13 protein-coding genes are annotated in these 12,626 nt (G+C 44.0%); 8 read left to right on the top strand and 5 right to left on the bottom strand.

Annotated features, from left to right (window positions below; genetic code table 11):
• On the top strand, positions 1-208 hold a 208-nt coding region (locus HY035_08385; protein ID MBI3378396.1), incomplete at its 5' end, for a tyrosine-type recombinase/integrase.
• 47 nt (positions 209-255) lie between these two features.
• Here HY035_08385 and HY035_08390 read toward each other — a convergent pair.
• Entirely contained in the window at positions 256-2,958 is a 2,703-nt protein-coding gene (locus tag HY035_08390) for an AMP-binding protein (protein ID MBI3378397.1), read from the bottom strand.
• 249 nt (positions 2,959-3,207) lie between these two features.
• Between HY035_08390 and hisI the strand changes: the two genes are divergently transcribed.
• Entirely contained in the window at positions 3,208-3,543 is a 336-nt protein-coding gene (gene hisI / locus HY035_08395) for a phosphoribosyl-AMP cyclohydrolase (protein MBI3378398.1), read from the top strand.
• 73 nt (positions 3,544-3,616) lie between these two features.
• On the opposite strand, the gene HY035_08400 is transcribed toward hisI, so the two are convergent.
• Positions 3,617-4,585 (bottom strand): KpsF/GutQ family sugar-phosphate isomerase, encoded by a 969-nt coding sequence (locus HY035_08400; GenBank protein MBI3378399.1) that lies wholly within the window; start codon positions 4,583-4,585, stop codon positions 3,617-3,619.
• A 10-nt stretch (positions 4,586-4,595) separates the two neighbouring features.
• Positions 4,596-5,414: a 3-deoxy-8-phosphooctulonate synthase gene (gene kdsA, locus HY035_08405; protein MBI3378400.1), complete on the bottom strand. Its 819-nt coding sequence runs from the start codon at positions 5,412-5,414 to the stop codon at positions 4,596-4,598.
• A gap of 85 nt (positions 5,415-5,499) precedes the next feature.
• On the opposite strand from kdsA, the gene HY035_08410 reads away from it, so the two are divergent.
• From HY035_08410 to HY035_08420, 3 genes are read left to right on the top strand one after another with little or no spacing between them, the layout of a single operon-like run.
• Positions 5,500-5,931: a PhnD/SsuA/transferrin family substrate-binding protein gene (locus HY035_08410; protein MBI3378401.1), complete on the top strand. Its 432-nt coding sequence runs from the start codon at positions 5,500-5,502 to the stop codon at positions 5,929-5,931.
• 15 nt (positions 5,932-5,946) lie between these two features.
• Positions 5,947-6,348 carry a PhnD/SsuA/transferrin family substrate-binding protein gene (locus HY035_08415; GenBank protein ID MBI3378402.1) on the top strand — a complete coding sequence of 134 codons (402 nt, stop codon included), beginning with the start codon at positions 5,947-5,949 and terminating at the stop codon, positions 6,346-6,348.
• Positions 6,349-6,357: 9 nt separating this feature from the next.
• The gene (locus HY035_08420) at positions 6,358-8,625 is read left to right on the top strand and encodes a response regulator (protein MBI3378403.1); all 2,268 of its coding nucleotides are present in this window, start codon (positions 6,358-6,360) and stop codon (positions 8,623-8,625) included.
• Positions 8,626-8,691: 66 nt separating this feature from the next.
• Here HY035_08420 and HY035_08425 read toward each other — a convergent pair whose 3' ends face one another.
• Both HY035_08425 and kdsB read right to left on the bottom strand, forming a co-directional pair.
• On the bottom strand, positions 8,692-10,380 hold the full coding sequence (locus tag HY035_08425) for a CTP synthase (protein MBI3378404.1): 1,689 nt from the start codon (positions 10,378-10,380) through the stop codon (positions 8,692-8,694).
• Complete coding sequence (kdsB, locus tag HY035_08430; GenBank protein MBI3378405.1) at positions 10,359-11,147, bottom strand: 3-deoxy-manno-octulosonate cytidylyltransferase; 789 nt, start codon at positions 11,145-11,147, stop codon at positions 10,359-10,361. The genes HY035_08425 and kdsB overlap by 22 nt, the downstream gene beginning before the upstream one ends.
• A 176-nt stretch (positions 11,148-11,323) precedes the next feature.
• Between kdsB and HY035_08435 the strand changes: the two genes are divergently transcribed.
• The 3 genes from HY035_08435 to HY035_08445 all read left to right on the top strand — a co-directional run bounded on the left by HY035_08435 (position 11,324) and on the right by HY035_08445 (position 12,551).
• Entirely contained in the window at positions 11,324-11,761 is a 438-nt protein-coding gene (locus tag HY035_08435) for a hypothetical protein (GenBank protein ID MBI3378406.1), read from the top strand.
• A 219-nt stretch (positions 11,762-11,980) separates the two neighbouring features.
• Positions 11,981-12,262 carry a BrnT family toxin gene (locus HY035_08440; GenBank protein ID MBI3378407.1) on the top strand — a complete coding sequence of 94 codons (282 nt, stop codon included), beginning with the start codon at positions 11,981-11,983 and terminating at the stop codon, positions 12,260-12,262.
• Positions 12,243-12,551 carry a hypothetical protein gene (locus HY035_08445; protein MBI3378408.1) on the top strand — a complete coding sequence of 103 codons (309 nt, stop codon included), beginning with the start codon at positions 12,243-12,245 and terminating at the stop codon, positions 12,549-12,551. The genes HY035_08440 and HY035_08445 overlap by 20 nt, the downstream gene beginning before the upstream one ends.
• Positions 12,552-12,626: the final 75 nt, after the last annotated feature.

Here is a 12,626-nt window from a genome sequence, read left to right on the forward strand (position 1 = left end):
CAGACACAGCTTCGCCACGCATCTGCTTCAGAGCGGCGTCAACATCAGGGAGGTGCAGAGCCTTCTCGGACACAAGAATGTCGAGACGACTATGATTTACACTCATGTCTTGCGCGACATGTCTAATGCGCCACAAAGCCCACTTGATACGCTTTACGGAAAACACAGTGACGAAAAAAGAGAGATTACCACGCTGCGCTCGCAATGACAATAAAGGATGCCCATATCATCTTGCTTGTAATTATCCGGCATTGATTAATGGATTAAGTTTTTCACCCTCTCCCTTAGCTTATCAGCAAACAACTGATATTTGTCTCTGCCGTGCTGTTCTCCGGTTATGTCCAGCAATGACGGATAAAAAGGCTTATCAAAACGTATTGTTATTTTTTTAAATCTCGGCAGGAATGCGCCTTTTGGCAATGCCTCAAAACTTCCCCTTATCATTGCAGGGACAACAGGCACATGAAGTTCAAGAGCAAGAATGCCGATGCCTTTTTTAAATTCCATGAGATTCCCATCATAAGACCTTCCGCCTTCAGGAAATATGAAGAGGGCTTTGTTGTTTTTCAATACATAGGCAGAAAGCTGGAGCGCTTTTCCCAGATATGTCTCAGGGTCTATTGGGATAACGTGAGCAAGCCTCGCAAAAAAGGCAGTCAGCCTGCTTGTGAAATATTTCTGAAATCCCTGAAAGTAAAGTGTCCTGTAAATATTTAGAGGGAGAGCGGCAGCGACTGCAAAGCCGTCCAGATTGCTGCAATGGTTTGAGGCGATTATAAACGGGACATTAGGGATATTCTCTACCCCTTTAACTTCAAGCCTGAAAAATATTCTGAAGAACATTTTGATAATCCCCATGAGGAGTGATACAAAAAACCATTCTACTGCACCTTGTTTAAGGCCGACTTTTTTCTTCTCTTCCTCAGAAGGCTCCTGAGAAAAAACTGCCGAGAGTGTTGTTTCTGTTTTTTCTGCTTCAGAGGCTAATCCCCGACCCCTGACCCCTAACCCCTTCATTTTCTCCACTATCTCTCCAACTGTCTGGATATCTGATGCAAAGGCCTCAGGGAGTTTTATGGAAAATTTATTTTCAAGGCTGACAACAAGCTCTATCCTCTGAAGCGAATCAAGCCCGAGGTCAAGTTCAAGGTTGTCTTTGGCTTGAATAGGCATAGGTTCTTTAAGCAGAGGCGTTAAGCATTCAATGACATTTCTGCCTGTTTCATCTGCCATAAGTTCTTTATCTTCACTTTTAACTTTCAACTTTTCACTCTTAACTTTTATCGGGTCTTTAATCATGAACCTTCTCAGTTTTCCGAGAGGAGTCCTCGGCAGAGGTTCAGGGTAAAGAGTAAACCCTTTAATCCTCATGTAAGGCGGCAGTTTGCCTGAGATACGGCTCAGATCCCATCCCAGCGCCTCATGGATATTGCCTGTCTGTTGCTGCCTTGCATAGTCAATGTCAGGGACAATGATTGCATGAAGGGCTTCTATCCTGCCTTTTTCTTCAAGGCCCAGCACGCAGATTTCCTTAATAAGCGGTATCTTTGAATATTCTTTTTCTACCTCTTCAGGATATATGTTTTTGCCTGAACCGAGAACGATTACTTCCTTTATGCGTCCTGTTATAAACAGGTATCCGTCTCCGTCAATATATCCAAGGTCTCCGCTGAAAAAATAGTTGTCTTTGATTGCCTGCTCTGTTGCGGAGGGGTTTTTATAATAGCCCTTCATTACCATTGGGCCCCTGATTGCAATCTCTCCTTCCTTCATCAAACCTAATACACTTCCGTCCGCAGGGTTTATTATTTTTATCTCCACGGAAGGCAGAGGTTTTCCGGTAGAGCCGGGCTTCCGCTTGCTCATCGGGTTGAATGTGACAACAGGAGATGTCTCTGTAAGGCCATAGCCTTCAAGCACTGTAAAGCCAAGCGCCTCAAGGCCGCGCATTACCTCAGGGTCAAGCCTTGCTCCTCCGCTTGCAAAAAACCTGAACCTGTTTCCAAGCGCATTATGAACGGGTTTGAGTATTGCCTTGCTGATATTAATGCCTGTTTTCTTTCTCAGACTGCCGGAAAATTTCAACAGGGTTTTCATTAACAATGGCGCGGGCTCTGGAAGTTTTTTAAATTTATCCATAATCCCGTTTTTTATCATCTCAAGCAGTTGAGGAACGCCGACAAGAATAGTAACGCCGCTGTCTTTCATTGATGCGGTAATGTCAGGCCCCTTTAAACTCGGGGAATATGTTATTGCCGCGCCTAAAAAAAGCGGCACAAGGAATGTGGACATGAACGGGTAGGTATGATGCAGAGGCAGAAGCGAAAGGACATTGTCGGATTTTGTGATTACGCCTGCCTTTATCAGAGCCTCCGCATCAGAGCAGAAATTTCCGTGAGTCAGCATCACGCCTTTAGGAATCCCTGTTGTCCCTGATGTATAGATGATAGATGCGATATCCTCAGGCGATATCTCTGGATAAGGGACTGTTTCTTTAAACCCCGTGGGAAGCGCTGCTTCTATCGGGGTAAATCCGCATATCTCCTTAAAATCAGAAGAATCAATGTTTATTTTCCTTATATCCAGCCCTGCGGCTGCTTCATTTGCATTTGCTTCTGTCTTTGAGTTGAAAAAGATAATCTTTGATTCAGAATCAATCAAAAGATTTCGCACTGTCTCAGCATTCAACTGTGAGTCTATCGGGACTGCAATTGCGCCAGCCATCATGATTCCTAAGTATGAGGCGCACCATTCAGGCCTGTTCTCCGAGAATATCGCAATCCTGTCAGCCTTGCTGATTCCTGTTTTTATCAGGCAGGATGCGATGGCTTTTGAATCTGAGGCAAATGCGCCGTAGGTTAGCGTCTTCCATGTGCGGTCAAAGTAATGGAAGGCAATATTATCCCCGTGCTTTTCCGATGTGTTTAAGAATATGCTGTGGATAGTGTTATCAGCCATTCTTATTCATTATCTGAAAACAGAAATAAAATAGCAAATATTAAGATGATGCCGAAAAATAGACATAGAAGGTTGTCATTGCGAGCAAAGCGAAGCAATCTCGTAGTTTCTGATGAGATTGCCACGAACCCTTAGGGTTCTCGCAATGACAGCTAAATTAACGGTTTCAGAATTCTCTAATGTCGCTCAAAGGGGTTCGACAACAGAATATTATTTTATGCTAAAATCAAAGCGGTTGATGGAGGAATTATGATACAGGAATTGAAATTTGATGAGAAAGGGTTAATCCCTGCAATTATACAGGATGCGGAAAGCAATGAAGTCCTGATGATGGCTTATATGGATAAAACATCTCTTGAAAAGACTTTGAAAACAGGATTTACGCACTTCTGGTCGCGCTCAAGGAAGAAATACTGGATGAAAGGAGAGACTTCCGGAAATGTGCAGGAAGTTAAGGAAATCCTTTATGACTGCGATGAGGACACCCTGCTTGTAAAAGTAACCCAGCGCGGCGCAGGCGCCTGCCACACAGGAGAGAGAACCTGCTTTTTCAGAAGCATCAAATTTAGAGCAATAGCACAGTAGCTCAGTAGTTTTTAAGAAAGATTGTTTGGGACTGCTGGACTGTTGCTCTACTGCTCTGCCGCTCTATAATTTGCTACGCAATCCCCTGTTTTAAAATATCATGCAGATGGATTACGCCGATAGCCTTTCCATCTGCATCAGGGACTGCAAGGGAAGTTATAGAATGGGTTTCCATTATTGAGAGCGCCTTTACCGCAAGTTCATCTTCGGAGATTGTCTTTGGATTTTTTGTCATGACCTCTCCGGCCTTCATATCAAAGAATTCCTTGCCCCATTTTTCTATGCCCCTGCGTATATCTCCGTCAGTTAAAACCCCAAAAATCTTTTTGCCGGCATCACTGACAATCGCAACTCCGAGCCGTTTTGATGATATTTCTACAACCGCTTTTATCATTTCGGTTTCCGGAGATACAAAAGGAAGGGCGTCTCCTGTGTGCATGAGGTCTTTGACTTTTATAAACAGTTTTTTCCCGAGGTTCCCTCCGGGATGAAAGAATGCAAAATCTTCCTGCTTCAGCCCCCTCTTCACAAGAAGGGCCACGGCAAGCGCATCTCCCATTGCAAGCGCTGCTGTTGTTGATGCTGTGGGCACGACTCCGAGAGGGCAAGCCTCTTCTTTGACAGACACATCAAGATGCACATCTGCTGATTTTGCAAGGGTGGAGTTCAGGCTGCCTGTCATCGCAATCAGGCTTACGTTAAATCTCTTTAAAAAAGGAATCAGCCCGGAAAGCTCCGCTGTCTCGCCGCTGTTGGATATGGCGATGATTACATCATCTGATGTTACCATGCCGAGGTCTCCGTGGCTTGCCTCTGCGGGATGCATGAAAAATGCAGGCGTGCCGGTTGAGGCAAGCGTTGCTGCAATCTTTTTACCGACAAGACCAGATTTGCCCATGCCTGTGACAACAACCCTGCCCTTGCTTTTGAATATAATATCTATTGCTTTTTCAAAAGTGCTGTCAAGTTTTTCCGCGAGAGCAGCGACAGCATCGGCCTCAATCTTTAAAACCTTTTTTGCTATATCAATGCTATTTTCCATATGTTTGTTATTATGACTCTTTAATCACCTGATGCAGGGCTTTAATGGTTTTGAGCAGGTTCAAAACCTCATCCAGCCTTATCATATTCGGCCCGTCGCATAATGCCTTCTCAGGCTCGGGATGAACCTCAAAGAATAAGCCGTCAACACCCACGGCAACTGCTGCCCTTGCCAACGGCTCCGCAAATTCCCTCTGTCCTCCTGATGAACTGCCCTGTCCGCCGGGAAGCTGGAGGCTGTGCGTTACATCAAAAATCACAGGATAGCCGAAAGAACGCATTATCGGAAAGGCCCTGAAGTCAACGACAAGGTTGTTATATCCGAAAGATGCGCCCCTCTCTGTGATAAACAAATTATGATTGCCCTCTGCTGTGAATTTTTCTATGATGTTTTTTATATCCCATGGAGCAAGAAACTGACCCTTCTTAATATTCACAGGTTTTCCTGTCTTTGATGCGGCAATGATTAAATCAGTCTGCCTGCACAGGAATGCGGGAATCTGCAACGCGTCAAGAACCTCTGATGCAGGTTTCACTTCTGCAATAGAATGCACATCGGAAATAACGGAAATGTTTAATCTGCTTTTTATGTCTGAAAGTATTTTTAATCCTTTTTCAATTCCCGGGCCCCTGAAAGATTTTATTGAGGTCCTATTTGCCTTGTCATAGGAGCATTTAAATACAAAGGGCATCCCGGCGCTGCCGCATATATCCTTCAGCCTTTGGGCCGTGTGCAGCGTTACATCTTCACTCTCAATAACACACGGGCCTGCAATGATTAAGGGGGGATTATTGTTGCCGACGCTTATGTTATTGATTTTTATTTCCATAAAATCCCTCTCGATTTTCAGATTTTATAGTATACTATAGTCAATACTTTTTAAATATCCTTTTAAGCAAAAGGAGAGAAAGAGGATGTACCTTCAGAGATCACTTGTTATTTTTGCCAGCCTGCTGTTGTCTCTGGTTATAATAGCTTCCCCGCATGCCGAAAAGGACAGGCCTGTGTATATCCTTGCAGTTTCACCCTTTTCACCGCCTGTGACTATACACAGAGATTGGGCGCCTTTCGTTGAGCGGCTCTCAAATGAGATAGGGGCAGATATCCAGCTAAATGTATACAGCACATTTACAGAGATTGAGGATTCCATAAAGAAGGGCATACCTGATTTTGCCTTTTTGAATCCATATCATGCTGTTGTGGCAAAGAAAACACAGGGATACATTCCCCTTGTGAGGAGCGAAGAACCGCTAATAGGTATCCTCGTCGTCCCTAAGGACAGCCCCATCAATTCTATAGAGGATATTAAGGGCGAAGAGATCGCATTTCCTGCGCCAAACTCCTGAGCAGCAGCAATCGTTGTGCGTGCACAACTGAAGGGAAAGAATAAGATTCAGTTTACACAGAGGGATGTGACAACTCACACCAATGTCTTTCGGCATGTTATCCTTGGCTACGCAGCTATTGGAGGCTCTAATATTGCAGCCTTAAACAAGGAACCCCAGGGAGTGATCTCACAGCTTAAGATAATCTATAAGACACAAGAACTCCCTTCACATCCATTGGTTGCACATCCACGGATCCCTGAAAAAATAAGACAGGCGGTAATAGATGCTGTATTAAAACTTGCTGAGGATACAGAAGACCAGGATATGCTCAAAAAGGTAAGACTCTCAAGGCCCATGAAGGTGTATTATAAAAGAGACTATCTACCGCTCGAGAGACTTGAACTTGAAAGATATTTAATTATAGGTGGCGAATAAATGGGCCTGATGCCAAGACGGTTATACGGACATCTCCTTTTACTCGTGTCATTAATCCTCACTCTGACTTTTCTTTCTTATGGACACTTTACCGGGAAAAGACAGGCAGAGGTCTACCTGAAGGCACTGAAACTAAATGCAGAGGTAATAGCAAATAACTTAGCCATTAGCTGTGCAAATTATCTCGTTATCAGAGACTATGCAGCGATGGAGGTCTTCCTCCTGCGCTCCGCAGAACTCCCTGATGTCCGGAGAATTCAGGTATCTGATACGGATGGAAAAGTGCTTACAGATATTGTTCATAACACGGGTTCGTCACCTGCCATTCTTTACGGTTTGCCATCCATCAAAATACCATCTTCGGCTAAGGGTTCCCTTCAGATCGAAAATGACCAGATAGTTATCTATCAACCAATCACCGCGGGCAGTTTGCTTGGTTGGGTTAAGGTTAACTACAGCATGGATACGGTCTCAGATATGAAGAGAATTCTATGGAGGAACAGCCTGCTGATTGGCATAGCCGGAATCCTTGTGAGTTTTGTGCTTATTCTTATAACCCTCAGGCCGCCTATTAGAGCAATCAAGAGGCTTACTGATTTTGCCAGAAAACTGGATGACCTTAAGGGCGAACAGATACCTGTGGAACATAGCTTTATTGAAATAGAACAACTTGGGGAATCCCTCAATCATGCGTCCTTAGAGCTATATTCCGCAGAAAGAAAACTGGTTGAAGAAAGGGAGCGATTGGCAGTGACGCTCAGAAGCATTGGTGACGGTGTTGTCGCCACCGATACAGAAGGCAGGATAGTTTTGATGAATAAGGCAGCAGAGGCGCTCACCGGCTGGACAGTTGAAGAGGTTGAGGGCAAACCCTTAAGGGAGGTATTCCATATAACCGAGGTTGAGGACAACCCTTTAAGGGAGGTATTCCATATAATCAATGAAGAAACAAGAAAACCTATTGAGGACCTTGTGGGAAAGGTTCTCAAGACCGGCAGCATAGGTGTCCATTATAACCACTTCCTCACATCAAGGGATGGTACAGAGAGGAGCATAGCAGATAGCGGCGCCCCGATCATTGATAAAGGCGGGAAGATTATCGGTGCAGTTCTGGTATTCAGGGACGTCACTGAGAGAAGAAAAATGGAGGCACAACTATTAAGGTCACAGAGGATAGAAGCGGTAGGAACCCTTGCATCAGGCATAGCCCATGATTTTAACAATCTTCTGTCAGCCATAATGGGATACTCTGAGATTATGCTGGAGATGGCAAAAGAAGGCGACCCATTTTACAAACCGGCAAATATAATATACAACGCAGCAGAAAGGGGAACAGAGCTGGTAAAGGGGATGCTTACAATAACACAAAGGAAGAAAATCGAAACAAAACCTGTAGACATAAATGAGGTCACTAAACACTCAATAGAGCTTCTTCGGAGGACCATTCCAGAAAATATAGAGATTATTACAAAGCTTGAAGAAGGCATACCATTGATAATGGCAAATTCCACCCAAATTCAGCAGGTGATTATGAACCTGTCTATAAATGCCCGCGATGCCATGCCTGATGGAGGTATATTGACCATAGAGACCGCAGTTGTAAGCGCAGAAGATAGCATCCCCTGGGACAAAGATAGCGGCGTGAAACTATCTGTTTCAGATACAGGATTGGGCATGGATGAAGATACAAAAAGAAAGATCTTTGATCCATTTTTTACCACAAAGGAGGAGGGGAAGGGCACAGGGCTCGGACTTTATACAGTGCATTTAATAACAAGCAATCATGGAGGATATATTAATCTTTACAGCGAGCCCAATAAGGGGACAAGGTTCAGCGTATACCTGCCGATAACAAAGGCTGTAGATATTGAGGAACCACTGAAGGCCGAAGAACTTATGGGCTCAGGAACAATACTTGTTATAGATGACGATGCTCATATAAGGGAACTCTGCAGGGATATACTTAGGCCTCTCGGTTACAGGGTTTTACTGGCAGGCGACGGAAGCGAGGGGATAGATGTCTTCAAGATGATGAAGGATGAAATATCATTGGTCATCACCGATATAATAATGCCGAAGATAGGCGGGAGTGAAGTATTTCAAGCGCTAAGGATCATAAAGCCTGATGCAAAGGTGATACTTTTGTCTGGTTACAGTCAGAATGGTTTTACAGATATAGATAAGCTGCTTAAAAGCGGTGCAAAGGGCTTCATTCAAAAACCTTTCACACGCTATGCCATTGCACAAGCCATCAAAAAGGCGCTGTCAGAAGAATAACCCCGAAAGAAAGCCCCGCCCGAGTTTTATGCCTCCTATATTCACCTCTTTTGTGATAGTTTGCCGTTAAGAGCGCTTTTCCTCTCTGCCTTTTTTCATCTCTATTTCGCTCTCGTCATATTGAAACAAGGCGCGCTTTTCTTTCAAAGAAGCGGCTATAAATTCTCTGAATAGCGGGTGAGGATCCGTCGGCCTTGATTTAAACTCAGGATGAAACTGGCATCCTAAAAACCACGGATGGCCTTCCACTTCTATTATCTCAACAAGCTCTCCGTCAGGGCTTGTTCCGCTTATCTTCATCCCGTGCCGTGAGAGTATTCCTTTATATGCATTGTTAAATTCATATCTGTGCCTGTGCCTTTCTGAGATTTCCTTTATGCCGTAAGCCTTGAATGCATTTGTATTGTTTTCAAGAACACAGGGATATGCTCCAAGCCTCATCGTGCCTCCCTTTTCAGAGACATCAGTCCTTTCTTCTATCCTGCCTTTCCTGAAATCAAACCATCTCTCCATGAGATAAATTACAGGGTCTTTTGCATTCAGGTCAAACTCTGTGCTGTTTGCGGTAAGCCCGCATACATTCCGTGCATACTCAATCACAGCGCACTGCATCCCAAGGCATATCCCGAAATAGGGAATCTTTTTCTTGCGGGCATATCTTACAGCCTCAATCTTGCCTTCAATCCCCCTGTAACCAAATCCTCCGGGCACGAGGATGCCGTTTGCATCCGATAAATATTTATCTGCTCCGTGGACTTCTATCTCTTCAGAATCAATCCACTGCAGATTTACCCTTGCATCATTTGCGATTCCGCCGTGGATAAGGGCTTCCATCAGGCTTTTGTATGAATCCTTAAGCCCTACATATTTGCCGACTATGGCAATAGTTACTTCATGTTTCGGCTCTTTTAACTTTCTTACTATATCTTTCCACTGCATCAGGTCAACATCTTTGGCAGGGAGCTTAAGTTTGCTGACAATCTGCTGGTCAAGCCCTTCTTCGCTGAGCGCCATAGGCACCTCGTATATTGTATCCACATCCATTGCCGTGATGACTGAGTCGCCGTCAAGGTTACAATGGAGCGCTATCTTTTTCTTTGCCTCAGGAGTGATAGGCTTGTCTGTTCTGCATAAGAGCAGGTCAGGCTGAATACCGATTGCGCGCAGCTCCCTTACACTGTGCTGTGTGGGTTTTGTCTTAAGCTCGCCGGCGGTCTTTATATAAGGCACCAGCGTAAGATGCATATAAAGAACGTTTTCCCTTCCTACGTCATAGCGCATCTGCCTTATTGCCTCAAGGAACGGAAGGCTCTCGATATCGCCGATGGTGCCGCCTATCTCAACTATAACTACATCATTATTATCGCTTACTGATTTTATGGCGCGCTTTATCTCGTCAGTTAGATGAGGCACAACCTGAACCGTGTCTCCGAGGTAATCGCCGCGCCTTTCTTTTGTTATGACATTGTAATATATCTTTCCTGTCGTATAATTATTTGCCTGAGAGGTTCTTATATGCGTGAATCGCTCATAATGCCCGAGGTCAAGGTCTGTCTCTGCGCCGTCATCTGTTACGAAGACCTCGCCATGCTGAAACGGGCTCAGCGTGCCCGGGTCAACATTGATATAAGGGTCAAGCTTCTGGATTGTTACTTTCAGCCCCCGCGCCTCAAGAAGGGCGCCTGTTGCAGCCGCAGCAATGCCTTTTCCCAGCGACGATACAACTCCGCCTGTTACGAAGATAAACTTAGCCATTTCTTCACCCTCTCTAAGTCCTGCGGTGTATCAACACCCACAGTCTCGCAAGTCGTTTCTTTTACTTTTATGCGAAATCCATTCACGAGCACGCGAAGCTGTTCAAGCTTCTCTGTTTTCTCTAATTCCACGGGTTCCATTTTTGCAAGATTTAAAAGCACATCACGCCTGTAACTGTAAAGGCCGAGATGCTTATAAAAGTTGAAAGTTGAAAGTTGAAAGTTGAAAGTTTGTAATTCAAATCTTCTTTTTAACTCCTCACTTTTAACTTTCCACTGGTCTCTGTCAAACGGTATCGGCGCTCTTGAAAAATACATGGCAAAGCCTTCTTTATCAAAAACAGCCTTAACGACATTGGGGTCAAATATTTCTTCAGGGTCTTCTATTTTTTTTATCAGGGTTCCCATTGCCGCCCTTTTGTCGTCAAGCAGCCTGATAACGTCGTCTATCATCTCCGCCCTTATGAGCGGCTCATCTCCCTGAACATTGACAATTATATCATAATCCAAAGAAGCGGCGACCTCTGCTATGCGGTCTGTGCCTGATGCATGTTCCTTTGCGGTCATTACAGCCTTGCCGCCGAATTCAATCACGGTTTTAAATATGGCCTCGCTGTCAGTTGCAACGATTACATCTTCTGCGAGCTTTGATTTCTTTGAATTTTCATACACATGCCGTATCAAAGGTTTGCCATTTAGGGGTGCAAGGGGCTTTCCCGGAAAACGGGTTGACTCATAACGGGCAGGGATAATAACAATCGCTGTCATGCGCTTGGATAATTATAAATGATTTGGGAAAAAATTTAAATGAAAAAGCTGAGAAAAGAAATTAGCGCAATTATTTATCGTGTGGGCTTCGCACGCCAAGGGAGATTTCGCTTGACCAAACCCACAATTTCTCCTAAAATTACCCCAAAAGACGCATACGGCAGAAAAATAATGTTATGTCTAAGAAACAGATAACAATAACGGGCACAAGAGATTCGGACAAGCTAAAGATTCAAAAGGCTCTGAAGCTTCTTGAAAGGAAATCACCCGAACACTTCGCCTATGTTACTCGATATTTAGATTGCATACATGCAGACCCAGATAAACCTTCGCGTGTCAATTGTAGTACACGTACATTTATTATTGGTAAAAAAACATTGAAGGAAACACGCTGGTGGATTGCTGCAGCTCTCGTTCATGAGGCAAAGCATGTGGAATTCAGTCAGCCAGGCAAAAAACGTGTAACCCAAGATATCGAAGAAAAAGAGTGCCTTGAGGCAATGTTCGAGGCAGGAAGAAAAATTTTTTTATTGTGGCGATTTTTCTACGGTGAACCCAAAACGCTTTATCAAACAAAGTGGTGGAAAACAAAACCGAAGGAGCAGGATTGGTGATCAATAAGTATGGAGGACACAACACATCAATTAACCCGATTCGGTTTCGCCTCTCGGGTTATTTAGGTCATTAGCCCATAGTCCCAAAGCCACCTGAATCATCTATTCCTATGCTAAAATCCATCATGGAATTTGTTGATGTCCTTTTCCCGATTAATCTCGGGTTTGATTTCCGTATATTGTTAAATTTATCTATGTTAGCTATAATTAATATGTAATATGCTTTTATTTGAATGGGATGAGGTTAAAGCGAAAGCCAATTTCAAGAAGCATAAAGTGAGCTTTGAGGAAGGCAAAACTATTTTTAATGACCCATTCCTATTTACGTTCCCAGATAATGAGCATTCCGTAAAAGAAGAACGTTATATAAACATTGGACTTTCTGCATATGGGAGCATTTTAATTTTGACTCATACTGAACGGCAAGGTAAAATACGTATTATCAGTTGCAGAAAGGCAACGGCGTATGAAAGGAGATTTTATGAAGAAGGCAACTTCTAAAGAAATATCGGAAAAAGAAGGCATGAAATCTGAATATGATTTTTCAAGAATGAAGGGGGCAGTGCAGGGGAAATACTATAAGGCATATCGCGCTGGACATAAAGTGGAGATTCTTAAAGCAGACGGCGCTACTACGGTAGAATATTTTAAGCTTAAAGAAGGCGCCGTTATGTTAGAGCCGGACGTTAGAAAATATTTTTCAAGCTCGGAATCAGTCAACAAGGCGCTTAGGTCATTGATTGAGATTATTCCCTCAAAGAGACGGTCTGCTGCTCACTCAAAAGGATAATAGCGTTGCCGCACAACGAAGCACTCCACCGGTTATGGCGATACGAACACCGCGTCTGTGACCTCAGGCGTTTTC

The organism is Nitrospirota bacterium (assembly GCA_016195565.1).
In the GTDB taxonomy this organism is placed as follows: domain Bacteria; phylum Nitrospirota; class Thermodesulfovibrionia; order Thermodesulfovibrionales; family UBA1546; genus UBA1546.

Bases quoted from the DNA above. Each gene is read 5' to 3' on its own strand.
- kdsA (MBI3378400.1), bottom strand. From the start codon at position 5,414: ATGGAAATAAAAATCAATAACATAAGCGTCGGCAACAATAATCCCCCC.
- HY035_08425 (MBI3378404.1), bottom strand. From the start codon at position 10,380: ATGGCTAAGTTTATCTTCGTAACAGGCGGAGTTGTATCGTCGCTGGGA.
- HY035_08410 (MBI3378401.1), top strand. From the start codon at position 5,500: ATGTACCTTCAGAGATCACTTGTTATTTTTGCCAGCCTGCTGTTGTCT.
- HY035_08440 (MBI3378407.1), top strand. From the start codon at position 11,981: ATGCTTTTATTTGAATGGGATGAGGTTAAAGCGAAAGCCAATTTCAAG.
- kdsB (MBI3378405.1), bottom strand. From the start codon at position 11,147: ATGACAGCGATTGTTATTATCCCTGCCCGTTATGAGTCAACCCGTTTT.
- HY035_08390 (MBI3378397.1), bottom strand. From the start codon at position 2,958: ATGGCTGATAACACTATCCACAGCATATTCTTAAACACATCGGAAAAG.
- HY035_08420 (MBI3378403.1), top strand. From the start codon at position 6,358: ATGCCAAGACGGTTATACGGACATCTCCTTTTACTCGTGTCATTAATC.
- HY035_08435 (MBI3378406.1), top strand. From the start codon at position 11,324: ATGTCTAAGAAACAGATAACAATAACGGGCACAAGAGATTCGGACAAG.
- HY035_08445 (MBI3378408.1), top strand. From the start codon at position 12,243: ATGAAGAAGGCAACTTCTAAAGAAATATCGGAAAAAGAAGGCATGAAA.
- hisI (MBI3378398.1), top strand. From the start codon at position 3,208: ATGATACAGGAATTGAAATTTGATGAGAAAGGGTTAATCCCTGCAATT.
- HY035_08400 (MBI3378399.1), bottom strand. From the start codon at position 4,585: ATGGAAAATAGCATTGATATAGCAAAAAAGGTTTTAAAGATTGAGGCC.